Here is a 25,919-nt window from a genome sequence, read left to right as displayed (position 1 = left end):
TTCACTATGACGGGGCAGTGACGACTTTGACTTCTTTGCAGGCAATACAGCTGGGATTGTTTTTTCGTCCCGCGGCGGGGATCGATATCAATAGTCCTGGGTTGCTTACTTTTGGGAGGAGGTGACCCAATGAGGCTAAATAGTCAACAAAATCAATTTGTTTACCCGCTGTACATATTAAATATTTCATACACATATTTTTCAGTTTCACATGAATTATGCAATAGAAAAACGACCTACAAGCAATCGGTATCATATGGCATAGCTATGCTCGCAAGCCGTCTTAAATCCATTAAAAATAAGTTCGAAATTTGTACAGGCCGGGCGGCAAAAAAATGAAACCCTTCAAATTCAAAGATTTGAAGGGTTTTTTAATTGGAATAATTATGAATCCATCTGAGGCAAAAGAACCATTGCTCTCAGGTTGAATACGTTAAAGGTGGTTCGAATCCATTTGTCCATATTGCATATCCTGGCTACAAGGCATATACACTATAGAAAATTCAGATCACTATTGTTGATCTATTTTTGATACCTGAGCTTGATATTCCTCAGGCGATATTTCCCCTGTAGCGAATTTATTTTCCAAAACTTTAATTTTCTCTGTTCGGGTCAATGGACGCTCATTAATCGCAGTCACAATGTCATTTTCATCGGCGAGTGGCTCTAAAACATTTTTCAGCTTATCATAAGCTGCAAAATATCGAACACCAAATAATCTTTGTGAAAGGGCATTAAAATGAACACCATCAGGGTTAGCCGTAAGATCCGTGGCTGTTACAAAATAGCAATGAGGCGTGCTGCCGGCAAACGCTTGCAACGCTTGATTGATCAAAGGATATGACGAAAAGTATTGGCCAAACAGGCCACTGGTCAAAAAATCGCCAAGACCACCAATGATAAGAGGGATATCAGGAGTGCTGAGTTCACGGCGAAATGCTTCAATAATGATAGAAAACTTTTCTCCATAACGACTTGCACGATCCGGGGAACAGTCGTTTTCCCCTTGATGCCACAGAATACCATCAAGATTACTTATCCGTTGCGCGAGTTTCGCCTGAAGTACGGCATGTTCGAAAAGGGCTCCCCCTACAGCCCAATCGTCAAGACTTGTGCCTCCATCGGCACAAGGAATCAGGCCAATTTCTTTATTGGGATTTTTCAAACGCCAGGCTGCTGCGAAGGAAGAAGCAAGACCGATACCGGAACTGGGGCGGTCGAAATTGATAGGTTCTGACATCATTTGCCACCGTCCATTCCTCAGCATTTTTATATGTTCATCATAAATCGGCTCTACATCCTTTAAGAATCCCCTGCCGGCCATATTAGATTGCCCAATCATTAAAAAAGAGTGTACCATAATTTTAAAACCTACTGAAATCTATTTAACTGCTCATATATTCTGTTCCCCATAATTCTTCTGACTGTCGGGGCTAACAATTCCTTCTTTTTATTTATTCAATACCAATACTCCTTCTGAAGGAATACCAGGCGAACTTTTTCACATCATTAGGAGCGATGTTTCCTGACTTTAAAGTGTCGATCGTTGTTGTGATCATACTGATAAAAAGTGCTCTGATCCAATAAGCGGTTAGCTGATCACTGATAACTCGTTTTTTTTGCAGTTTCGGTATCAAACTAAACCACTTATCCCTGATTGTTTCATAAGCAACATTCTTTTCATTTTCAGGAATTTTATGGTTGGGCATTCTCTCCTGCAGCTTATTTAGAAAGGCATATTTCGCCCCGCAATCTATACCGGCATATAACATCAGTTCCAACTGCTCAATTGGATCCGATGAACCTTGATAAGCTGCGATCATTGCAGTTTGCCAGGTCTTCATCATATCATTTCTGCAAGCCGTTAATAAATCTATCCTGTCTTTAAAATAACGATGTAATGTTCTACGGCTAATTCCCGTTGCATTTACGATATCATCCAGTGGCGCAGAGAAATCTTCGTTGAATATGGCTATTGCCGAATTGATAATTGTTTGCCTGGTATCCATATGTCACAAATATATGACATTTGTCTATTTTAGGAGCAATATATCAAGTGTTTTCAGAAAAAATTTCCCAGGATTACCAGTTATGAATGCGCCAGGTTTCAAAGAAAGTAGGATGAAAGGATTATAAATTCACTAAATACTTTTAAATCGTGCATAACCAGGTTCGAATCTTATCACCCGCACCAGACAGTACAAGTGAGATGTATGCTCGTTCATCCTGCTTCTATTTCAGCCAAATCCTTGTCCAACAGTATCATACTGCAAGTGGTACATGGAAAATTTATTTTCATGAATGTTATTTTGTACTTTATACCTATCAACCAATTTAGCATTAAATGCAAAAAATCAAGTTCTCCCAAAAACTCATTGTCTGTACACTCGCAGGATTGGTAATTGGAGCTACTACGCTACGTACAGGGTTTACCTTCTTCAGAACAATATTGCCTGTCAGGCTTATAGTGAACGTTCCAACTCTTATATTGGTTACTGCCATTATTTACGCTGCAATATGGCAAATCCGAAAAACAAATAATCCTGCTACCCTTGCCTTCTGGCAAGGCATCATTCGCTATGGTGTGGCATATGACCTGGCAACATTTGGATGGGAAAAGATTTTTCATTCACAATTTGTAGTTCCCGCAAGCAAGCTGGATCTTCCTTACAGTAGTTTTTCATCACAAGACCTGTTCTGGTATTTCTTCAGTTACTCTTATCCTTTGGGCTGTATTATTGCAGCATCTCAAATAATAGGAGCTGCGTTACTATTGTTTCACCGAACAAGACTGGCAGCTGTTTTTATCTTGTTACCCATACTGGTAAACATCTTACTGATGGATATTTTTTATCAAATCGGTACGAGCGTGGTCGTGCACGCAGCTATTATGCTGTCAGGCTGTTTGTATTTTCTGTTCATAGAATTTGACCGTTTAAAAGAAATCTTCTTTGTCGCAAAAGACCAGCTCCCCAGGCTTCATCTTCCTGAATATTTAAAAACAGCATTACGTCTTTCTATTATTTATATTCCCGTGCTGTTAATTACCCTGCATGGCAAGCCGGATAAAGATCCACAACTCAGGGGTAAATACAAAGTGACACAGATAATGGTTAATCAGCAGGTTGTTAGCCGTACTGGTTGTGCAGATAGTGTACTTACAGTGGTATATTTTGATATTAAAAACGGATGTGTCTTTGAATTCAATACTGTAGCCAGGAGATGGTACGGAAATTATACAAAAAAGAATAATGATCTGGAAATAAAATGGTATACTCCGGAAAAAGTACCTCTCTTCAAAGGTATCATCTCCCCGGTTAACGCAATGGGAAATTTAGCACTGACGGGAATGCTGGGAAATGATTCCATGAAAATAACATTGCAAAAAATAGATAAAACCCGGTAAAAAAACTACAGGCATCCCGACAATATTGAACAAGACAGCATGGCTGCTGCCTTGTTTGTTTTTATCATTTTCTGAAATGCAGTCCATTAGAAAGATAAATTATTTAATGGCGGCGTCATTTTTTCCAGTCTTGATAACTTCCTGCAAATAATACGATACATTAAAGTCCTTCGGAGCGTTTATCAATCTTCCTCTTTGCTATACATATTCTGCTCCAGGTAGCCGGTATCTCCTTTAATAAAAGCCTGCAGGCAGGAAAATGCAAAAGTGGTGTCCATGGCATCCATCTGGGTAGCAAATGCGGGATTGAGCACATCTTTCTTTTTAAAAAATCCTACACGTTCCATCTTTGGCCGCAAATATTCTATGCTAACAAGATCCATCCTGTATCCGGAAATACAAAGCGTTTCTTTTTCACCGAGGCTATTTTGGCGGTTTATTTCAAAAAAGTAAAACGGACTTTCAGGGCTACTTCTGGTGTCTTCAATCTGTTGATAAAGGCCTCCCCAATCGATCTCCTGGTACAAGTCAATAGCTTTCCGGCTATCGCAGTCAGGATGGATAACGGGGCGGCGGGCAAATGGAGATTGTATTTCTATATAATACATATGCAGTTCTTCAGGCAATACAGGTAATCAATATGATGCATTCCCACCTGGGATTGCATCGTGCAATATTAAGTAATATTCCCAGGTGCAGCAAACGGCAGGTCTATCCGGCCAATATGCTAAATGAAACAGTCTTTTATCAGTGATACCAAACTATCAATCTGGCAGACACACTTATAAAAAAATAATTTCGTTGGCGCTCAAAAAGCGTTGTTTTGGGTTCGATCTCCGGTAAGACTAATTCTTCAATAATACCATATTAGTAGTTCACGATAAATTTACAAATACCAAACTTCTAATAAGATCAGGGAAGATGCTCCTTAAGAGCTAATTTCCAGTTTATAGCCTTTGCCGCGTATAACAACAATTTTGCTATTCGGATCAAATTCCAGCTTCTTCCTAAGTTTTGATATGAACATATCCAGGCTACGCCCCACTATAACACCCTCATCTTCCCATATCTCTTTTTGCAGCCGGCTTCTCTCTATCGTCTCATTGGGAGACAACGCGAAAATAAGCAGCAGTCGTGTTTCAGTTCCAGTCAGGTCTATGGTCTTTTCATTTATTATAAGGTGCCGCTTCTCCGCGTCAAACAAAACCGAGCCAAAAGTGAATATCCTGGTACCCTGATTATCAGGTAAGGCTTTCGGCGGCGTATTGGTATCCTCACCTTTAGGTAACGTTCTCCGTGGCTTAGCAGATCTCAAAAAAATGAAACCAACAAAAGCTAAAAATGACAGGCTACCCAGGAGATATCCATTCTTTGCTGTATTTATACCTGTTGGTTTGAATTTAATGTTGATCATGTAACATGCCCTGGGTTGGTTTCTTCCCTGGCATGCTACAATATCATCTTTTGTATTTTTGGATATAGCGTATCCATAGGCTACACTGGAGTTGCTACAGTTCAGAACATTAACAACATAATCATTTGCCAGCGGATCTTTCGCCAACAAACGCCGGGTAGTATTCACCAGGGAGTCCGGTTCAAAAGTAAGATCGTTCTCAAACCTGATTTGGTATTCATTCTCAGCGATCTTTTTTACCGGGAGTACCCTTGATGTGCTGTCGCCGGACTGTAAGAGTAATTCATGTCCGATCCTGCGGAGCAAAACTTCCCTCCTGGCAATATCAAAGTCGTCATTGCCTTCCATGCTGAAAGCCACGCAAATGACGGAGATAAGCAGCAGCAGTGTCATCCCGTATAGGTACCTGCCTTTTCCTTCTGGCAGTTTTTGGCTTTCAAACATAATATTGCGATTTATTTACAAAGGTTACATTTCTATTTACAATCCAAACCCCTCAGCCCCAAAGATATCAAAGTAATTTCGCCGTATCAAACTTTGATACGATATGAAAAACAAAGAAAACGTTTTGAACTGCCTGACTATCATGCTGTCAGAATTAATTTACGCTCCTGTATATGCCCGGCAGGAACATGGCGTTCAGGCCTACATTAAAAAGAGTAAACTGTTCCGGAAGGTACCCCAAAAACGGCATAATGATTTTATACTACTTAATTCGGGTGTCCCTGGCAACTTTACCGCCGGTCGGCCAACCAGGAACACGGAGCCTACATCGTGGCCGTCCTGAAAAACAACCTAATTAACAATGAGATCCCAGTCATAGCCGCATCCTTTCCGCTATAGAGAATTTTTGACAATAAATAAAAATAAACATGAAATACCTACTTATATATACTGTGTTCTCAAYGTCTGTTTTTTTCACTTCCTGTAAAGGAAAAGGACAAAACAAAACAGACCTCCCAAAAGAAAATACCAGGTCCGAAACTAAAAGCAGCGTTACTTCATCCGGACCTAAGCGAATCACCCGAAATATCATACAAGATAGAAAGGGCAACATTTGGATGGCTGCATTTGATGGTATTTTTCGATACGATGGAAAATCTTTTACCAATATGACCAGTAAAGTGAGTTCGGCCCGTTTTTTTTCTGTTTTAGAAGATAGCAAAGGCAACTTGTGGTTCGGCTCTATTGGTTCAGGTGTTTATCATTATGATGGGAACTCCTTTCAAAATTTCACCACCAGGGATGGACTTCTTAATAATGATGTTGGTAGCATTTATGAAGATAAAAAAGGCAACATCTGGTTCGGTGTTTTTGGAGGAGCAAGCCGTTACGATGGGAAATCTTTTCGGAATTATATCATAAATGGAGATGCGATGAAGGAAGATCGGACAGGGAAAACTTTTCCGGATAGACCTCCTTATGAAGTTACTGCTATTATTGAAGACAAAACAGGTAAGTTTTGGTTGGCTACAAGAGGCAATACCTTCGTGTATGATGGAAAAACATTTACCGTTTTCTCCCATGAGAACAAACCTTTTAAGAATGTTCGTTCTATAATCGAAGATAAAAAAGGCAATATCTGGCTGGGAGGTAATGATGGTCTTTGGCGCTATGACGGCAGTGCATTTTCCTATTTTACCCAGAAGTTTGTTGGTTATATAATCGAGGATAAAAAAGGTAATATCTGGACTAGTTCAGAAAGGGATAATAGCCTGGCTTCGGTACTTTCCCGGTATGACGGACAGTCCTTATCTAATCAGGCCTGGGCACTTTCACGGTATGACGGAAATTCCTTACCTAAAAAGCCAATGGTAACCGAAATAACAAATAAACCAATGTTTTTTGGGATTTTAGAAGCTAATGATGGAAATATTTGGTTTGGTGCTGTTGATGGGGTGTATCGTTATGATGGAAATACCATTACCAGCTTTAATGCACCCGAAATAAATCGGCAGACAACCAGATAAGACAATAGTTAAATAATAACCTATTACTTAATCCAATAGTAATAGGTTATTATTTCATTGCTAATAATTTATTTGGAAAAAGAAACAGGAGCGGGAGTAAAAGGAAATGGCGACGAGTTTTTTCATGCTGTAATAAATTGATATCCCGAGGGGTATGCCGGCAGGGACAGATCAGGCGTTAAAATAACTAAATTGAATATCCATAGCAACCAATACTGTCCTATCTTTAAGGTAGTTATCCCAACTTATAAACCCTTAATGATTGAAGCCAATGGAACCCATCTCTATCCAACCGCTGCGGTTATCCGCATATGTTTTTTTATTGCTGAGCCTTTTCCTGTTCTCCTGCCGTAAGGATGTAGTGCAATCGCCATCGCCGCAGGCAGCGGCCCGGGATGTGCATACAGAACAAATCGTCAGTACCTTTCGCGTGGCCGATTCGGTAGCGCCCCGTATCACAATTTATGTAAGCCCCTTGCCCTCTGCCTGGCAGACACCCATTAACCAGGCGATCCAGGCCTGGAATGCTGCGGGTTGCCGGATTAAGATCATGCGTGTGTCCACTGCTGCAAATGCCCGTTTGGTGATCAGCTCCTTTAGTGACACCAGCTCTCAGGCCATCTCTACTTCCAGCTTTCCCACCTCAGGCGGCAGCTGTGGCCCTAGCATAAGGATCAACCTGGCAGCTGTGCTGAACGACCGTCAAAAGACCCTTGTCATTGCTCACGAATTAGGGCATTGTTTCGGTTTCCGGGATACTAACTATTCCGGTCCGGGCGGGGTGGTCGTTATCCCCGGAACACCCGGCGTCGATTCCGCTTCTGTGATGAATGCCCTGCGTTTACCTATACCGGAATGGAATGGGTTCAGTTTCTTTGATATCGTGGCCTTCAGGCAGACCTATCCTTCTGCACCGGGCCTGCGCACGTTCTTCCGTTACCGGATCTTTACACCTTCTTCCGGCGCGGAATATTACTACTATACCACTAACGCTATGGAATATGGCCCCGGAAAAGATACTGTCAGCTTTGACGGCACTGCCGGCTATGTTGTTTCCGGCGTACTTTCGGGCGCTGTGCCATTGTATTGCTATCGTTCACTGAATACCATTGACCGGTATTATACGACCAGCAATTTAACGCAGCAGGTAGGTTATATATACGAAAAGTCGGTAGGACTGGTGTATAGTCCAACATCCGGTATCCGCCCCGCAGGCACACGCGCCCTGTATGAATATTTTAGCAAGACAAGGGGCGCGCATTATTACACCGTCGATACTACTGCTATGGGTGCTAATTTTAAAGGATTTGTCAACCAGGGTGTGGCTTGCTATATATATTATTAGTAATGTTTGCCACAATACACCATGGTCCTCTATTGCCGCCATTTTCCCGTGTACGTTGGAATGCAGGATCTTTGGCGATCCGTTCCCCTGATACACCACTTCTTTTTCTAACGGAGTATCCTTTTTCGTTTTGTAAAACGAAAAAAAGGATACTCCGTTAAACTGGAGCAGTTGATCTTGTTTACTCATAGCTTATCATTTTTTCGATTAAAAACAAACAATTTATAGCAACCTGCTTTTTAAGCGTTTCCATCTGATCAGATAGACTGCACTTCGAAGTACAATGCGAAATTATTCATAGCTGAAAATGCGAGAAAATGTAACGTCCGCTTTTGTTACTTTTTGCGGGATTATGCGGAAAAAAGTACCTCAAAGCATAGTGATAGTGCAGTGAAAGAGTAGTAAGAGTGTAGTAAAAGAGTAGTAAAAGAGTAATGTAACAGTAGTAACAATGTAGTGGAACAGTAATAGAACTATAATGGGAATGTAATAGATAGACGAATCCTAAGTACCGGAGAAGTATACGAGAAGTAATCACAATACTATCGGGAGCATAAATTAAACTGTATCAAAATTTTGTTTTACAAATTCAGGAAGCTGTAAAATGAAGAATATATTGATACCGGGTTGAAACATTATTTTATTGGAAAAAGGAAAAAATATATTAATTTGGACTCCATACTAAAATAACAACGTATTTTAGTACCTCAATAATCAATTAAATCCTCACCCTCAAAACCATTTTTCCATGGAAACCCAATCTCAGGCTCAACCTGTATCCATTTCGCTATTAGAAGCAGTCAAGTATGCCAAAATGGTAGACCTGGCAGACCTTGTTTACAAAGTGGCCGTAAAGAAAACTGATACGGCAGCACAACTAAATCCTTCCATACTGGCGTATAGGGCCGTCTTAGGAGCTAAGGACTTCCAGTTACAAGTAGATCGGAACTTTGAGCTACAATACCAATTATTGTACAATATACAGATGATGGAGGATACCGGCCTGGTCTATTACGGCTTTATAGCGCAGAATAAGAGCACTAAAGACTATGTGATCACCTTCCGCGGTACGGAAACCTTATCAGAACTCTTCTCAGACGAATTTATCGTTCCAACTTCCTTTAGTGAGTTTAACAACAACTCACAAGTTCCATCCGGCTTTTACAATCTTTTTAAATCAGGCGTGGTCACATCACTGCCCCACGATCCTAATAAAATATCTACCCCTCTCCTGACTGTTGCAGCCAATCCGGTGAGTATTATGCCAGATGCCCAGAATGTACAAACAGTGGTTGCAGGTCATAGCCTGGGAGCCACGCTGGCAACCTATTTTGCCGCCGTTGTCACCGTTGGCCAGTATAAAGACATCGATCTTAGCCTCTATACTTACGCATCGCCAATGACAGGTGATAAAACCTTTAGCGATACGTTCAACAGCAATATAGGCAGAAGCCAGCGGGTATATAATGTGCCGGATAATGTACCCAACCTTCCACAGTGGTTCGACAATAACAAAAAAAATATCTATACCCAGGTAGCCAGGGGCTACATGGTTGATTCGACAAATGACAAGAATGTAGTCAGCGGCCCCGGATGTGCACACCAATTGCCAGTTTATCAGTATCTACTTGAGAAACTCAATGGAAATACTAACGCAAATATCCTGACAGACGAATTCTGTAGTTGCCAGTCCAAAACCTGATACTCAAATCCATTAAAAATAAATTCGAAAATTGTATAAAAAAAATGACTAAACAAACAAGGCAGCATTTATATAAATGCAGCCTTGTTTGTTTTCATCATCTCCGGAAATGCTGTTCAGATGAGGGATTAACATGTATTTCTCCGTGGACTTTTGTAGTTATAAATGCGCTTTTTGCGGCATCATAACTTATATCCCTGGGGAATAAAATGTTCTTCCGTGGGATAAATTTACCGGAATAAAAAAAACGTCAGACACAGCGCTGTCCTTTTTGTAATTACTGTTGCTGGAAATCGTAGTACGAAACGCTGCCGCCGTTTACATAAACCTGTACATAGGTGCTTGCATTATCTGCAGCATTACAATAAACCGGGTTAGACGGTGTGAGGAATCCATATCCGTTCGCAGAATATACCACATAACTACCGGAAGAAATATACAAATAATTGCCTGACCAGCTTAAGCCAGGTATTGGACCGTTGCCAAAGGCATAGATGAAATTCCAGGCTAAGGCTGGCGCATGCAAACCCGCTGTGGGACCAGATTGTCTGAATGCGGAAGTTGCCTTCATGCTAAAACCGCAGCTAAGAATGATGGCAACAGCCGAAAGGAAAGTCCATTTTTTCATAAGATAATTTTTAGAAGGTTAATGTGATTAAACTTTTCAAAAGTTAATGAGACTTCCTTTAATCGATTCATCAATTTGTATCATATTATTGCCAATTTGTATCATTCTCGACATCACTGCCCTATTTGTACTTCAACAGGGAATGTTTTAGTCTAAAAAACACCGTAAGCCTACGGCTTCATTGATGCGGGTAGCTCGAAGCAAAAATCCGTCAAAACTCAATTTTTCAGCATACCCCAAACTAATTGCCCCTTGTTTTTTTATCCTTCCTGGCATTACGAAGCGGGCAATACGCACTTTCTATTATCAATCAAATTATCGTTTTCACAACATGTAATACATAAGCACTACCAGAAATTTCAAACCAACATGTTGCAGAATAGCAGTGATGCCAATTATTTTTATGGTAAGCGTTTTGAGAGATACCATCTATACCACAGCCATAGCCATGCTCCTGCTTTCTAAGGATCAAAGACAGAAATAGCGTCCATACGATGACAGAGACTATCCGTTCTTCAGACATTAGTTTACCCTCAATCGAAAAACCATGAATACAAATTGCCCGATTAATATCTTATAAAATCCTCAACCTCTTACTAATTTTAAAAAAGAAAGCTATGCTGCAAAAATTAAACATGCCACCTCTTAAATATCCCTGGGCCCACATTCCTCCGGCCCATCCCGGCTATTTTACCGAAGAAGAACGACAGTGGCTGGATGAAGATTACACGTTTATGGCGAAGGAGGCTGTAGAAAAAATCAAAGCGCATAACCTGGCCAATGGCGCATCCTGGATGTCCCCTACTACTACTAACATTGATCATCTAAGGCCCATTGCCCGTTTTTTCTTATGGCTTACACTATATGATGACTATTATGAACGCTGGCCTATAGATAAAATCGCCATAGAAAGAGATCGGATAATAGGAGTGATATTGGGAGATACTCCAAAGCCCACCGACACCGGTCTATACCGCCAGATTGCCAAATGCAGGGATGAGTGGCTGACCTATATGCCTTACGAATGGATCGAGCGCCTGGCCGGACACATGTATCGCTATACAACCTATGGCATTATGGAAGAAGCGCCGTATCGCCGTGAGAGCCGCTATCCCAGCCTGCTGCGATTGTCATTTCTCAGAGAGTACACCATTGCCATGTATCCATACGGAGATATGACCGAAGCCGGCATGAACTATATGGTACCAAAGCACATCATCGAGCATCCCATTATCATGCGTCTGAGAACATTGTTGTGCAGGATCATGGCCATCCAAAACGATTGGTACACATTGGAGAAGGAGATGGCTGACGAGAAATTTGAAGTTTGCAATCATATCCTTGTGTTGAAGCACCAGCATAAAATATCCCTGGAAGAGGCCATACAGGAAGCGGAGCGTATCCACAACTCCTATGTGGAGGAAATGGATGCCATTCAATCCGATTTACCGGATTTTGGTGTTCACCAGAAAGACATAAAGAATTATGTATACCACCTAACGCTTAGCATAACAGGATTGGATGATTGGTACAATGGTGACACCGTGCGGTATATACCTTCTGAATTTCCGAAGCACATTTACCAACCAACCAGTACCCGTGAAGATTGATAGGTTTTATCTGTATGCTATATCCATTGAAAAAGTTCGAAAATTGTACAGCCAGATGAAAACAAAAAGCCTTCAAGTCATGGGATTTGAAGGCTTCCTTCATTCGAAGTATTGCAGTTTTACATCATGTCGTGCTCGTCGCTTACATCTCAAAGTATGGTGGTCAACAATTTTTGGATTTATCGTCCGGCTATTAAGGATTTGTATTCAACAGATCATCAACAACCTATTCTGTCCAGGTTTTTCCTTTGGTGCGCGGTGAAGGCAAGGCAGAACCTGACTTTCAGGATGATCAACCGCCAACCTCCATAAGTTACCAAGACCTAAGCTTATTGGACGTGCATCAGGTTTAGCCTGATAATGTAGATCAAAAAAATGTTCACTTAAGAATGATTCAAAATCTTCATCTGCTCCATGATATAATTTTTTGAGTGCATCACGTATTGCCGGAATAAGTATCTTCTTTTCGCCTTGTGAATTTGGCAATATTTCACTCGACTCGCCATAGTAGGTACATAAAAAGGTATCGACTGGTACGGGAGAGCGATCTACATGAAAAGAATAAACATCGGTTGAAAAAAACGGATAGGTATCATCCCGATCATAGTATTTGATCACATTAAGAGTTGGCGATGCGCCGTGAGCTGTCAATACTTTCAAGTCATTTAAAAGAATTTCACGGGCAAGTTGTCCTTGTTCACTCAACTGCAATTCACGAAGTTCCTCTTGTTCAATTGTCGTTATATTTCCGCTTAACGCTACCTTTTTAACAATCTCAGAAAAATCACCTATTAGTTGACGAGTCCAACAAATCGCATTAATTTCTCCATTAAATGGCGTAGAAACAAAGTCTTGAAAATTCGTGACACAGTGAATTTGTTTCTCAGCATGAGATAAATCTATCATAATAGTTAATATAAAATCATTGGACAACGAAATACAGGAATAGTGGCCAGTCAGCCCCCATTATGCAGTACCCCGCACCCGTCATAAATATAGCCAATGATAACAAATATTATACTAAGTATAAGATCATCTGGAATTATCAGGAGTGAATGCCGGCCCATTTTCGTGCCTCAGCATCTATCATTTTCTAAATTCTTCATTAGATTGACGTAAGTAGGCACCCTTAAAATGCGTCTTGCGAGTTGAGATACTTGATAGTAACTACAAATTTACCGAACCTCAATTATATCCAACTGACTGGCTGCCCGGGGCCTATGCGGAATCTTATCAAACAAGTATGGACAATCTGAAAAAAGAGCTGCGGGCCCGGGAGCGTGCAACACCTGCTGTACCGCCTGTTTATTCGGAGGAACAACATCTGGCCGCCTGTATTAACTCGAATACCTGTAATACTTATTATACCTGGTAAGTGTGTCCTATGACACCTCCCGGGAAAGCTTTTACATCCACCAGCTTCAGGTTAAGCGGTTTTACAAGATCGGTGAAGATGGGCAACCCCGAGCCCAATGCGATGGGATGGATAGCCAGGTGGTATTCATCGATAAGACCCGTTACGATGAGGCTACGCATAAATTCCGCGCCGCCATGTGCTAAAATCGGGTTGCCCGGCTCGGCTTTGAGTTTCCTGATTCCTTCGGCAAGATCGCCGTCGAAGATCCGCGCCTCAGCCCAGGACGCTGCGGCGGGCGACTGTGCGGCACCCCGATCGAGGCCTTCAAATCCTTTTTGGGTAAAGACAGCCTTAGGAACCTCGTTCATCGGCGTGGCAAAAACATCGGTCGAAGTCGGCCAGTAAGGCGCCATCGTCTGAAACGACTTCCTGCCCATGATATGCAGGCCTGCCGTCCGGCATATCTCAACGGCCCAGGTTTTCGATGCTTCATCCCCTGTCTTGAATACCCAATCCATCTCGCCATTAACACCGGCTATAAAACCATCAACAGTTATCGACATCTTCATCATTAACTTTCGCATAATTAAAATTTTTGTTACCCAAATGTACCCCGCCCTTTTCGAACTCATGATGGGCTAAAGCGACAATTCAAGGGGGCAATTGCGTCTTAATCTAATTTGCGAACCATTAACAGTTCCAATTCCCTAAGCTCTCTGGCTCAGAGGTGGAAAGCCCAAAGCACCGTGGATAAATATATCTGAGGCGACAAGTACTTATTTCTGATGCTTCCAAAACCTTCCTTTACCTTCTGCCATCCATTCTATGGCTTCGCTTATTCTTTTTTGCCGCGTTTCATCTGTCTTTGCATCCGTTATCCATACAATATATTCCTTGCGGAAAGAATTGGACTTGCTTTCAAAAACCGCTTTTGCGTTGGGATTGGCATCTAATGCAACCTGCAGATAATCGGGAGTTTCAAATACTTTAGGTTTATCTGTTTCCGGCTTTTCCCTTTTTATTTTAATGCCCTTCTCATTCAGTAGCATGGCCTCCTTTAGCATCGCTACAAATTCCTTGTCGGGCGGCAGGTCTGCTAATTTGGTCACCTTTCCTAAAAACCGCTGGATCGGCTTTACATCCTTACTTGCCTTCAGACGGCTATCACTCATCAATTCTGCTTTCAAAAATGTAAAGGAGCAATGATGCTTATATGCTGCCAACACGCATAAGTTATCGCCTTTATATTCAAAATGAGGAAAACTCCATTTAATAGCTTCCGTTGCATCCGGACAGGTTTTGTGAATGATCTGTCGCCAATGCTCCAGGATTGGCTTTGCAAAATCTGCTGCATTGGCGATGTAAGCGTCTAGCTCTGAATGATGGTTCATGATGTTAAATATTTGTTTGATTGTTTAACAGGGTAATTGCGTTTCATCTATATAGGTAAACTCCCATTGATGACCGTCCAGATCAGCAAAACTGTGCTGATACATCCATCCATGATCAACGGGCTTACGGTAAACCATTGCGCCCAACGACTTCGCCTTGTTCACCAGGGTAGAAATCTCTTCTTTTGAGCCCGCGTCCAGCGTGATCAATACCTCAGTGGCTTTCCGCGCATCGCTTATTTTTTTATCCGTAAAACTTTGAAAGTAGGGTTCCGTAAGCAGCATCACATAGATACCGTTACTGATCATCATACAGGTAACGTTTGCATCCGTAAACTGCGGATTAAAGTGAAAGCCAATATCCTCAAAAAAGAGTTTTGACCTGTTCAGGTCTTTTACAGGAAGATTAATAAATACTTTTGTTGCCATGTTCCTGATTTCCCGTTCCGGGTTCATTTAATTTGATGGAACAAAGAAAAGCAGTACGTCTCAAAACAGATGGTCGAAAACTTGGATAAACAGGTCTATTTAATCACTTGTGCCGTTTTCGGAACTCAGAAGGCGACAATCCAGCCTGTTTTTTAAAGAACTTGCCAAAGTTGGCCGGATCTGAAAAGTTGAGCTGATAGGCGATTTCGGCGATCTCAAAATCAGTGTATCGTATAAGCGACTTTGCCTCGTTCGTTAATCGTTCGGCAATAAAAGTAAGTGCATTTTTACCTGAAACCTGCTTAACAGATTGTGAAAGGTAATTGGCAGTAACAGCAAGCATATCTGCATACTCCTGCACCGTGCGCTTATCGATATAATGATTGTCGATCAACTGTGTAAATTTACGCAGGAGTATTTGCTGCGTTGTAGCCAGGCGGATTTCCTTTTTCCTCTCAAGACTGAATTCCTCCAAATGATACAGCAGTCCTAAGAGTTTTAACCTTGCTTCCATATGCTGTGATTTGGCCGATCCTTCATATGCACTAAACACCGCTTCAAAATGCGGGGCTAATTGTTCAAATGTGGCATGGTCAAACATAAATAGGTTAGTATGCAATGGATCAAATAACGGGAACTGCTGATGAAAATCTGGTTTGAAGAAAGAAAAGCATTCCTGCTTAAAGTAGATAATATACCCTTCCAACCCGTTGTTATGCGCAAAGCTATACACCAGGTTAGGTGAATGGAGAACGAGATAAGAGTCAGGGTCCTGAACAGTTTGATCCCCATAATTCACCTGTATCCTGCCTGAATTAAACAGCAAGGCAAAGAAATAGAATGACCGCTTAAAAGGCGGCCGGTAAACCTGCACATCCTTTTCAAGCTTTTTTAAACGCAAACAATAAAAGTCTGGATTGTCCGTCCGCCCCGGCCAGGGGATAGATGCCAGGAAATCGTTTATTTCGGTATAATAAGGAAGGGTTGTTTTTATTTTCATGAAATCTATGTAAATCCGTCATATCAACTCTTCTAACAGAAAATGATCTGGCGATAAAAATAAGAAGTATATTCTGCAATATTTCAGGCAAGGGATGAATTTTTCAAACGTCAGGCCTTTTTTTATGGGAACAAACTGAATTCCAGGTACGCTATTCTTCCAACCAGGCTGCTTCCATCCGGTTTAGCGTAGACGGAACAGATCTTCCTGTCATCGATATGCCGGTTACAGGCAACGGGGTCTGGTCACTCATAGATGCAGGCTCCCTCGCTTTCCCGGCTAATAGCCTGCATACTGTACGATTGAAAATAGTTTCCGGTTCTTTAAGTATCAATTTCTATAACCGGGTTAGTTTATAGTATCCCCAAAAAGCCGCCTCCTAATTTCATGGAGGCGGTTTCTTACTTTACGCCTGAAAAAAATGAAAAAACTGCCTCATTTAGCACGGTTCTTGAAACCCGGGTTAAATAACGCTATGGTTTAGCGATTAACTTTTTTTTGTTAATATCGCCAGCTATTACGTTAAAAAAGGCGAGTAAATAAGGAAATCTATGGCGCAAAGTGTGAAAGTGATTTTTTCTGTATTATTTATGTTCAGTAGCTTCCTGGTGGCCGCCCGCCCGCCGGGAGATACAGCTAAAACAGCACAAAAGACGGTGTATCTTTTCAGTGGCCTCGGGGCAGATTCAAGTATATTTATGAACCTGAAGCTTCCCGGCTATCATAAAGTTTACATCTCCTGGATCCCTGCATTGCCGAATGAATCATTAACGCAGTATGCAGGCAGGATAAAAAGCCTGATCACCGTTGAAAATCCGTATATAATCGGGCTTTCTTTTGGCGGAATAATAGCAGTGGAAGTATCGAAGCAGATAAGGGTAGAAAAAATGGTATTGATCTCTTCAGTCAGAACAAAGAGTGAATTGAACAGAGTGCAGTTTTTTTTCATGAAAATGGGGATATATCGAATCATTCCCCGTTCGCTGATAAAGCGCACTAATTTTCTTACTTATCGTTACTTTGGTGCCCGGTCACCATATGATAAAAAAGCACTGACGGAATTGTTAAGGAATACAGATGTTTCTTTTTTTCGTTGGGCATTGAAAGAAATTGCTTATTGGGACAATAAAGAAGCACCGGAGAGAACTATTCAAATACATGGGACTACCGACAGGGTAATATCCAGCAAATTGCTGCATCCTGATTATCGCATTAAGGGCGGCGGACATCTCATGGTTTTTAATAAAGCGGATACCATTAGTAAAATCATCATGAATTACTTCCGTGATTAATCTGTTCTTCCGGGGTGCAAATCTTATGCAGTCCGGTTAAGGAATAAACAGCTGCTGGTTCTAATCCAGCCCACCCTACCTGACAGGACAAATGAGATTCATGCTCGTTTTGATCATTCTCCATTCCCTCTCTTTTATATCCAGGTTTATCCTTACAACGCTGCCTGGGAAAATCCTTATAACCAGGTATTGGTATCGGAAAAAAAAATTGTAACTTCTTTGTAATTATGCCAGCATTATTATACACCAAATTCAATCTAGACCTAAAACCCTTATTATGTCATCGCTAAATAATTCATCACGGGAAAATTCATCTTCATTTATTTCTGTAACCTGTTTGCGATTCCCATAAACCATTGAAGCAGACCCATTTCTAAATATTGCAAGGACAGGCATGTGTCTCCCTTGTAATATGTATTTCCATGACTATCCCGCAACATGAAATTTATTTTTCTGTAGAAAACCCAATTCATATGCCCAAGAACAGTTTCATCCTCCATCCAGCCCAACAGGATATTTATGTGGACCAATTGATCCATCCCGACAGCCCTCGTTATATCCTTACAGGCTATCTTATCCTAAACGGAGCCTTGTCCATAAAAACATTCAAAAAAGCATTGGACATCGTCAATTCAGGGCACGACATTTTTGCCATGAGTTTCGATCTGGCAGACCAGCAGCCGGTAGGTTATCTGGCAGATAAACCCGATCCAGTCATGCTCGAATACCGGGATTACCGTCAGCAAAAGGATCCACAGCAGTCAGCCCGGCAATGGATACAGGAGCAAGGCAATATCCCTTTCCGCGTGCAAAAAGGGGGTAAGTTATTCGAGCACCATCTGATGAGGATCAGTGAGGACAGTTATTGGTATTACTTCCGTTTCCACCACCTTCTGATCGATGGAAGCGGATACCAGATCTGGTTGAAAGCTATTGCTGAAAAATACAGACAGCTGATCGCAGGTGAAATACCGGATACTACCTATCCTTCTTATGCCATAGAGACGGCAGATATGCTGCCGTTCTACAGCAGCGATGAATATCAACGACAATTACAATACTGGACCAGGAAACTGAAGACACGACCAGCAAAACTGTTCACATTTAAATACAACAACGCAGATACAGCGGGAAAAACCAGCGGTTTGTTCTCCTACGCATTGACTGAAGCAAAGAGAAGTTCACTGGACAATTTATCATCGCGCACTGGCATGACGCTTCAAAAACTTACGGTAGCCGCTTTGATCATTTATTTTGCAAGGACAACAGGACAGTCTGAATTATTGATGGGCATTGTACGGCACAGACGTAAAAATGGTGTACAACGCAGCATTGTCGGGATGTTCTCAGGCATCGTTCCGTTTATAGGCAGTTATGATCCGGATATGCGCTTAACCGATCTTTTGGACCATATCAGCAAAAGTCAAAAAGAAGATTATAATAATCAGCATGTCACATTGAATGATCTGAGCACATTGATCAAAGACAAATCATCCGATGATAGCCTTTTTGAGATCGTGGTCAATCACCTGATGCTGGACCTGGGTTTGGATTTTGGAGCAGGTATCAGTACCACGTTCCACCAGTGTTGGAATGAATATGAAAAAAGACCACTGCGCGTATACTGGCAGGATTATGGAAAGCATCAGCCGCTGCAATTGAACATAATCTACCGGACTGCATATTTTCTGCCCGGAGAAGCCGCTCTTTTTCCTGCCAGGATCATGTACATCCTGGGGCAATTCCATGGAAATATGAACAACCCGCTGCGCAGCATAGATATCCTGCCCCCCGGGGAACGTAGATCCCTGCTGGGATCTGCAGGAGACATAATCCCCCATGACCCCGGGGCAACGATCATTGGCAGGATTATACAACAGGCTGCCAGCACTCCGGAGAATATAGCCATATCATGCAATGGGTCGCATCTGACCTATAAGGAGTTGATGGAAAAATCAGCGCACCTCGGGGAATATCTGCGAAGCCGCGGGATCGGAAGGGGAATGTTGGTACCGGTTTGTCTGGAACGATCGCCGGATATGATCATAGCCCTGCTGGCTGTTTTGCAGGCGGCAGGAGCGTATGTGCCAATAGATCCGGCGTATCCGTCCGAAAGGATCCGCTTTATGATCGAAGACACTTCCGCACCGCTTGTCCTTACCACCAGGGAATGTTTACCGCTGGTTACCCCGGTATTCGGCGGAGAGATCATCATACTGGATGAGGAGGTTCCTCCCATTAGTCGCAACATCCCGGCCACTCAAACCAACACTTCCGGCCAATATGGACCCGGAGCAGACGATGCAGCCTATATCATCTATACGTCTGGTTCCACCGGCAGGCCCAAAGGAGTGATCATCGAACACAAAAATGTGATCAGCCTGTTTGATCAGACCAGGGACATGTATGGTTTTCATGCCGGGGATGTATGGACCCTTTTCCACTCCTATTGTTTTGATTTTTCGGTATGGGAAATGTACGGCGCCTTGCTCTATGGGGGAAGGCTGGTTATTGTACCCAAACATATGGCCCGGGATACGCCTGCATTCGCTGCTTTATTGATAGCGGAGGGAGTGACTGTCCTGAACCAGACACCCGCGGCTTTTTACGTGCTTCAGGAATATATGACAGACAATCCAGTAATGTCATCCACTCCCCTGCGATATGTCATTTTTGGCGGAGAAGCATTAAATCCAATGTTACTGAGACCCTGGAAAAAAATGTATCCTGCCTGCAGGCTGATCAACATGTACGGTATCACAGAAACAACCGTTCACGTTACCTTCCAGGAGATCAAAGACGACCTGCTGGATAGTCCGGGAAGCATGATCGGCCGTCCGATTCCATCTCTGGCGGTCTTTATGCTGGACAATGACCATGCCTTGCTGCCAATTGGGGTACCCGGAGAAATGTATATTGCCGGTGCGGGTCTGGCAAGGGGGTATTTGAAACGTGAGGACCTGACAGCCGAACGGTTCATTCCAAACCCATTTAGTAAAGGAAACTACAACCGGTTATATAAGACCGGTGATCTGGCCAGATGGCATCCGGGTGGAGTATTGGAATATCTGGGCAGGATAGATAACCAGGTAAAAATAAGAGGTTATCGTATCGAACTCGGCGAAATAGAAAGTGCTCTTCTTCAAAACGGGCATGTGAAACAGGCATTTGTAATGGCCACCTCCGACAAGGCGGGCCATGCCGGAGAGCAACAATTGGTCGCCTATGTAGTGACCACTCAACCCGTCGATTGTAATAGCATTTTATGGAGCCTGCGCAGCAGGCTTCCGGAATACATGATCCCTGCAAATATTATCCAATTGGAAAAAATGCCGCTCACCTCCAATGGTAAAATCGACAGGGCTGCATTACCTGCCCGGGGGGAGCAGGTCCGCGTCAATGCTGAAAAAAAACGGCCGACTGATGAAACACAAAGCCGGATCGCTGCCATCTGGGAAGAGATACTGGGAGTGAAAGAACCCGGCATAGATGATAACTTCTTTGACCTCGGAGGAGACTCCATCCGTTTGATCAGGATCGTTAGCCGGATGCGGAAAATATTCGCAAAAGAAATACAGGTCGCAGATATTTACCGGGGAGCCACCATTGCCTCCCTTGCGTCTCTGATCGGGGAGATGGATCATTCCTCAGAGAACAAAGAAACATACCGGCAGATCATGCAGTCTGTATCTAGTCAGCAACAAACATTACTGGCCCAGTTGCAGGATGCCCATCTTGTAGAAGACATTTTTCCAATGAGCGCTGTCCAGCAGGGAATGATCTTCATTTCAGCCCGGGAGCCTGAACAGGCAATCTATCACGATCAGTTCACTTATTGGTTGCCTGAAGACACCGACATCTCATTATTCGAAAAAGCATTGTCTCTGGTGACCGAAAAACACGGTATACTACGGACAGCCTTTCGCCCTGACTGGAATCCTGTGGGCATGCAAATAGTCTACCGGTCTGTTCCCGTCCGTATTGAAGTGATCGATCACCAGCATATTGATGATCAATTTGCCCCGGACCATATCCGTTCCTGGCTTCGGAAAGAAAGGGAGAAACCATTCGATTGTACGCTGGCTCCTCTTTGGCGGGCAGCGGTCATCACTTTCAAAACGCGCAATGTTTTCATTTTGCAGACCCATCATGCCATCCTGGATGGATGGAGCGTGTCGGCTTTGAACACCGAACTAAATAATTGTTACCTGCAGTTCAGGGATGCACATGCACCTGTCATATTACCAGCCTTGCAGGGAAGCTACAGGGATTATGTCATCGAAGGCATCGCCGAAAGCAATAACCTCTTGTCCAGGACCTTCTGGCAAAAGGAAATGAATGGTTATAAGCCGCTTGATATATTTTCAACAGAAAAGATGGTACAGCGATATATCCGAAAATACGATCCGGCCATCTTCGAAGCAATAAAAACAAGGGCAAAGGAGGCGAACGTTCCATTGAAAAGCTTGTTCCTCGGAGCCTTATATTATACCGTCAGCGTATTCACTTATGAAGAAGAGCTTACTATCGGGCTCGTAACCAACAACAGGCCCATCGTTGAAGACGGCGACAGGATATTAGGCTGCTTTTTGAATACCGTCCCTTTCAGGTTCCCGGTCCCACCTCCCGGAACCCGATGGAAAGAATTCATCAGGCAGATAGATCAAAAGCAACTCGAACTGAAGACCTATGAAAGGCTGCCATTTTCTGAGATAGCGGCAGTGAACAAGGAAGTCCGCGACAATGGGAATCCGTTCTTTGATATAATTTTTAATTTTATCAATTTCCATGTATATGACCAGTTGGAAAAAGGGCTGTTCCATGGGTCAGTAGATGACGACAACAGCATAACCTACGGCAATTTTGCGCTCACCAATACTTACCTGGATTGTTCGATAAATATCACCGGTAATACGCTGTCTATCCTATTCTCCCAATCCCGGACATTTAAAAGCGGAAAAACGATCGAAACATTCCATCAGTATTTCGAAAGGGCGCTGCACCAAATCATTTATAATTTCCATGAAGAGATTGACAGATCGATGATCCTGACCTCCGGGGACCAGGTAATAATACCGTCTGCCCCCCTTCCCTATCCGGCAAATAAAACGATCAGCATGCTGTTTGAAGAACAGGTAAGACTGCGGCCGGAATCGATCGCGTTGCAGGCCGGAAACGTAGAGATAAGCTACGCAGAACTGGGCAGACTGGCCAACCAGCTGGCCAGACTGCTTGTCATTAAAGGCATCAGCAAGGAGCAGCTGATACCTGTATGTATACACAGGTCACCCGAACTAATCATCGCCATCCTGGGCATATTGAAAGCGGGGGGCGCATACGTGCCATTGGACCCATCCTACCCCATGCAGCGCACGGAACGCATGCTGGAAGAATTGGCACCTGCATTCATCATCACCTCCACCTTTATGCATCCCCTGTTGAAGGGGTTATTACCAGCGTCAGCGCTCATTAATATAGACGATATACAAGAACTTGCCGAAACAGTACCTGGAGAGGAAATTCTAACCGACAACGACCCCGACAGCCTGGCCTACCTGATGTATACGTCCGGATCGACCGGACAACCCAAAGGCGTTATGATCACACAACGCGGGGTAATCAGCCTGGCGAAAGAAGGAAATTTTGTCTCCCTCGGACCATCAGATAGGTTGCTTGCCACCGGTTCCCCTTCATTTGACGCCACTACTTTTGAATATTTCGGGATGCTTTTGAATGGTGGCCGCTTAGTACTTTGTCATGAAGAGGATCTCCTGGATACCGACCTTCTTCGTTTGGCGATCCGTAATAACGGCATCACCCTTATGTGGTTCACAGCCAGTTGGCTGAATCAACTGATCGAAAACGACATTACGATATTCAACGGTCTGCGAACCGTATTAGCTGGCGGTGAAAAACTATCGGTGACGCATATACAAAAATTGCGTTCAGCCTATCCCGACCTGGAGATCATCAACGGATACGGGCCGACAGAGAATACTACATTCTCATTGACCCATCGCATAAAACAGGTACCTGATAATAACATTCCGATCGGGCGCCCGCTCGCAGGCAGATCTGCCTTCATATTGAACGCTCACCGGCAAAATATGCCAGTGGGTGTAACAGGAGAATTGTACGTAGGCGGAGATGGATTATCCAGGGGATATTACCGGCATACCGATCTTACCGCAGAGCGTTTTGTAGATGGAGCCAGTCTTACCACCGGCAGGATATACCGAACCGGCGATCTGGCCCGTTACCTGTCCGATGGAACTATTGAATTCATAAGTCGGGCGGACCAGCAATTGAAGATCAGGGGATTTCGGGTTGAGCCGGGAGAGATCGAAGAGATGATCATCAGGAGCGGCTTTGCAAGGCAGGCAGTGGTGGTTGCCCGCCAGACAGATAGGAATTTCCTGCAACTAATTGCTTACGTTGTACTACCGGTGGGGGCATATGAGATCACAGCCCTGCAAGCATACCTTGTCGCATCATTACCATCCTATATGGTCCCGGCCATTATCCATCCGATGACCTCCTTTCCTTTAACAACCAATGGCAAAATCGACAAGAAGGGGCTGCCTGACCCGGACCCACAGGCAATGGGTAGTAGATACGAAGCACCTCAAAATAGCCGGGAAAAGGCCCTGGAGGCCATATGGCAACAGCTGTTGCAGTTGCCGGCTATCGGTCGCAAAGACGATTTCTTCCAATTGGGAGGACATTCACTACTCCTGATGCAGTTAAAGGCGCATATTAAAAAAGAATTCGGGATCACTATGACGGTTGGTGATCTGTACAGGCACAGAACATTGGAAAAACTAGCCTTGTTCCTTGCCGGAAAGGACCCCGAAAATTCCTTTATGGAAGACATTACGCCATTTGACCGGCAGGCCGTCCCGGCAATCCCCCTTTCCTTTGGCCAGGAAGAATTATGGCAGATCGACAACCAATATGGATCGGTGCATTATCACATCAACCGGGTTTACAAGCTTACTGGCGATTGTAACAGTCATGCATTGGCAGCGGCCTTCGCAGGGATCATCAAGCGTCATGAGGCGCTTAGAACCATCATACAAACGGATCAATCAGAAGGCAGCAGATACCAATGGTTCCTTACCGGAGACGACTGGGAATTACATCAGCTCGATCATTCAATGACCGATCTTTCTGAGGCATGCCTTCAGGACCTCATCATGTCCCTGGTGAATACCCCTTTTGATCTTTCCAGGCATTACATGCTGAGAGCTTGCCTGGTGCGTCTGGATAAGGAGGAGCACATACTCGTCATCGTTCTGCATCACATTGCAGCGGACGGCTGGTCATTATCAATCATCATGAAGGAATTCATCGAAATGTACAATGCATTTGTTGCAGGAAGCTCCAGCCAGCAGCCTCCTCTTTCACTACAGTTTGCAGACTATGCATTATGGCAGCATCGGTATATCGCTTCAGGCATGCTGGAAAAGGGTCTTCTGTATTGGAAGGAAAAACTGCATGGCTATACACCCTGGCTGCTTCCATCGGATAACAGGGGTAAGTCATCCACCATTACCAAAGGCGCCATGCTCTATTTCCAGCTGAATATGGAACTGGTCCAATCACTCCGGCAGCTTTCACAACAGGAAGATTGCACGCTGTTCATGACGCTGCTCGCAGCTTTTAAGGTCGCCATATACCGTTACAGTGGCAGACATGACATCTGCATAGCCACGGCAATGGCTGGCAGGACGAAACAGGAACAGAAAGGACTTGTAGGTTTCTTTTCCAATAATCTGCTTCCACTTCGCAGCGACTTACGTGACAATCCGGATTTTATTCAATTTCTTCATCAGGCCCGGAAAGTCATCCTGGAGGCATATGAACACCAGGAGGTACCTTTGGAAATGATGTTGGACAATTTTCAATATCCTCATGACCAGGAGAAAATGCCGCTTTTCCAGGCGATATTTCTCCTGCAGAATATGCCCGATGTTCCTAAACTTGACCTGGAAGGACTTTCTGCATCGGAGATCCCCATCAGGCATGAAACCAGTCAATTTGAATTGAATATTGCCGCCCGGGAACGTCACGATGGGTTGCGGTTTGCAGTAGAATATAATACAGATATCTTTCAAAAGGAGATGATACTGGACCTATTCGAACAATATATAGCGATCCTGCAGCGTATCATACAATCACCGCATGATAAGATATGCGATTTAGGGCTTTTGATTAATTAACTCCGGTTTCAACAGTCAGAATTATTGTGTACATCCTGACTTGACAGGACAAACGAGATTTATGCTTGTTTGTCCTTTTTTTATTTAGACTATAATGTTGTAAATGGTTCCATGCAGATAGATGTAGGCTATCAGCCTTCTGCAAAGCTCAAT

The 25,919-nt window shown here is 43.3% G+C and carries 19 protein-coding genes; 9 read left to right on the top strand and 10 right to left on the bottom strand.

Going from position 1 to position 25,919, the window contains the following annotated elements:
• Positions 1–511 precede the first annotated feature (511 nt).
• Together AB4Z08_RS20790 and AB4Z08_RS20785 are read right to left on the bottom strand one after the other, a co-directional pair.
• Entirely contained in the window at positions 512–1,360 is an 849-nt protein-coding gene (locus AB4Z08_RS20790; RefSeq protein ID WP_441575701.1) for a sialate O-acetylesterase, read from the bottom strand.
• A gap of 94 nt (positions 1,361–1,454) precedes the next feature.
• Complete coding sequence (locus AB4Z08_RS20785; RefSeq protein WP_441575700.1) at positions 1,455–2,009, bottom strand: TetR/AcrR family transcriptional regulator; 555 nt, start codon at positions 2,007–2,009, stop codon at positions 1,455–1,457.
• 335 nt (positions 2,010–2,344) lie between these two features.
• Between AB4Z08_RS20785 and AB4Z08_RS20780 the strand changes: the two genes are divergently transcribed.
• On the top strand, positions 2,345–3,406 hold the full coding sequence (locus AB4Z08_RS20780; protein WP_441575699.1) for a hypothetical protein: 1,062 nt from the start codon (positions 2,345–2,347) through the stop codon (positions 3,404–3,406).
• A 182-nt stretch (positions 3,407–3,588) separates the two neighbouring features.
• On the opposite strand, the gene AB4Z08_RS20775 is transcribed toward AB4Z08_RS20780, so the two are convergent.
• Both AB4Z08_RS20775 and AB4Z08_RS20770 read right to left on the bottom strand, forming a co-directional pair.
• Positions 3,589–4,014, bottom strand: a complete 426-nt coding sequence (locus AB4Z08_RS20775; RefSeq protein WP_441575698.1) for a hypothetical protein — start codon at positions 4,012–4,014, stop codon at positions 3,589–3,591.
• A 320-nt stretch (positions 4,015–4,334) separates the two neighbouring features.
• Positions 4,335–5,264, bottom strand: a complete 930-nt coding sequence (locus AB4Z08_RS20770) for a winged helix-turn-helix domain-containing protein (protein WP_441575697.1) — start codon at positions 5,262–5,264, stop codon at positions 4,335–4,337.
• Positions 5,265–5,692: 428 nt separating this feature from the next.
• Here AB4Z08_RS20770 and AB4Z08_RS20765 point away from each other — a divergent pair, with 428 nt between their 5' ends.
• From AB4Z08_RS20765 to AB4Z08_RS20755, 3 genes are all read left to right on the top strand, one after another.
• Entirely contained in the window at positions 5,693–6,790 is a 1,098-nt protein-coding gene (locus AB4Z08_RS20765; RefSeq protein WP_441575696.1) for a ligand-binding sensor domain-containing protein, read from the top strand.
• Positions 6,791–7,061: 271 nt separating this feature from the next.
• Complete coding sequence (locus tag AB4Z08_RS20760) at positions 7,062–8,135, top strand: M57 family metalloprotease (RefSeq protein WP_441575988.1); 1,074 nt, start codon at positions 7,062–7,064, stop codon at positions 8,133–8,135.
• Between the two features lie 748 nt (positions 8,136–8,883).
• Complete coding sequence (locus AB4Z08_RS20755) at positions 8,884–9,837, top strand: lipase family protein (protein ID WP_441575695.1); 954 nt, start codon at positions 8,884–8,886, stop codon at positions 9,835–9,837.
• Between the two features lie 277 nt (positions 9,838–10,114).
• Here AB4Z08_RS20755 and AB4Z08_RS20750 read toward each other — a convergent pair whose 3' ends face one another.
• The gene (locus AB4Z08_RS20750) at positions 10,115–10,465 is read right to left on the bottom strand and encodes a hypothetical protein (RefSeq protein ID WP_441575694.1); all 351 of its coding nucleotides are present in this window, start codon (positions 10,463–10,465) and stop codon (positions 10,115–10,117) included.
• A 617-nt stretch (positions 10,466–11,082) separates the two neighbouring features.
• Between AB4Z08_RS20750 and AB4Z08_RS20745 the strand changes: the two genes are divergently transcribed.
• A complete protein-coding gene (locus AB4Z08_RS20745; RefSeq protein ID WP_441575693.1) occupies positions 11,083–12,075 on the top strand; it encodes a terpene synthase family protein in 993 nt (330 codons plus the stop codon).
• Positions 12,076–12,282: 207 nt separating this feature from the next.
• Here AB4Z08_RS20745 and AB4Z08_RS20740 read toward each other — a convergent pair whose 3' ends face one another.
• Positions 12,283–12,981 carry a hypothetical protein gene (locus AB4Z08_RS20740; RefSeq protein WP_441575692.1) on the bottom strand — a complete coding sequence of 233 codons (699 nt, stop codon included), beginning with the start codon at positions 12,979–12,981 and terminating at the stop codon, positions 12,283–12,285.
• Positions 12,982–13,318: 337 nt separating this feature from the next.
• On the opposite strand from AB4Z08_RS20740, the gene AB4Z08_RS20735 reads away from it, so the two are divergent.
• Complete coding sequence (locus AB4Z08_RS20735; protein WP_441575691.1) at positions 13,319–13,450, top strand: hypothetical protein; 132 nt, start codon at positions 13,319–13,321, stop codon at positions 13,448–13,450.
• Here the strand turns inward: AB4Z08_RS20735 and AB4Z08_RS20730 are convergent.
• From AB4Z08_RS20730 to AB4Z08_RS20715, 4 genes are all read right to left on the bottom strand, one after another.
• Positions 13,438–14,016, bottom strand: a complete 579-nt coding sequence (locus tag AB4Z08_RS20730; protein ID WP_441575690.1) for a dihydrofolate reductase family protein — start codon at positions 14,014–14,016, stop codon at positions 13,438–13,440. The two genes, AB4Z08_RS20735 and AB4Z08_RS20730, sit on opposite strands and share 13 nt — an antisense overlap.
• 192 nt (positions 14,017–14,208) lie before the next feature.
• Complete coding sequence (locus AB4Z08_RS20725) at positions 14,209–14,823, bottom strand: YdeI/OmpD-associated family protein (RefSeq protein WP_441575689.1); 615 nt, start codon at positions 14,821–14,823, stop codon at positions 14,209–14,211.
• A gap of 24 nt (positions 14,824–14,847) precedes the next feature.
• A complete protein-coding gene (locus tag AB4Z08_RS20720) occupies positions 14,848–15,252 on the bottom strand; it encodes a VOC family protein (protein ID WP_331957746.1) in 405 nt (134 codons plus the stop codon).
• 103 nt (positions 15,253–15,355) lie between these two features.
• Positions 15,356–16,252, bottom strand: a complete 897-nt coding sequence (locus AB4Z08_RS20715; protein WP_441575688.1) for a helix-turn-helix domain-containing protein — start codon at positions 16,250–16,252, stop codon at positions 15,356–15,358.
• Positions 16,253–16,350: 98 nt separating this feature from the next.
• Here AB4Z08_RS20715 and AB4Z08_RS20710 point away from each other — a divergent pair, with 98 nt between their 5' ends.
• From AB4Z08_RS20710 to AB4Z08_RS20700, 3 genes are all read left to right on the top strand, one after another.
• Complete coding sequence (locus AB4Z08_RS20710; RefSeq protein WP_441575987.1) at positions 16,351–16,611, top strand: carbohydrate-binding domain-containing protein; 261 nt, start codon at positions 16,351–16,353, stop codon at positions 16,609–16,611.
• Between the two features lie 192 nt (positions 16,612–16,803).
• Entirely contained in the window at positions 16,804–17,544 is a 741-nt protein-coding gene (locus AB4Z08_RS20705; RefSeq protein WP_441575687.1) for an alpha/beta fold hydrolase, read from the top strand.
• Between the two features lie 473 nt (positions 17,545–18,017).
• Positions 18,018–25,766: an amino acid adenylation domain-containing protein gene (locus AB4Z08_RS20700; protein ID WP_441575686.1), complete on the top strand. Its 7,749-nt coding sequence runs from the start codon at positions 18,018–18,020 to the stop codon at positions 25,764–25,766.
• Positions 25,767–25,919 lie beyond the last annotated feature (153 nt).

Origin of the sequence: Chitinophaga sp. RAB17 (assembly GCF_052114225.1) — a bacterium.
Classification (GTDB): domain Bacteria; phylum Bacteroidota; class Bacteroidia; order Chitinophagales; family Chitinophagaceae; genus Chitinophaga.
The sequence above is the reverse complement of the archived record's forward strand: the minus strand, read 5'-3'. Positions and strand labels throughout refer to the sequence as shown.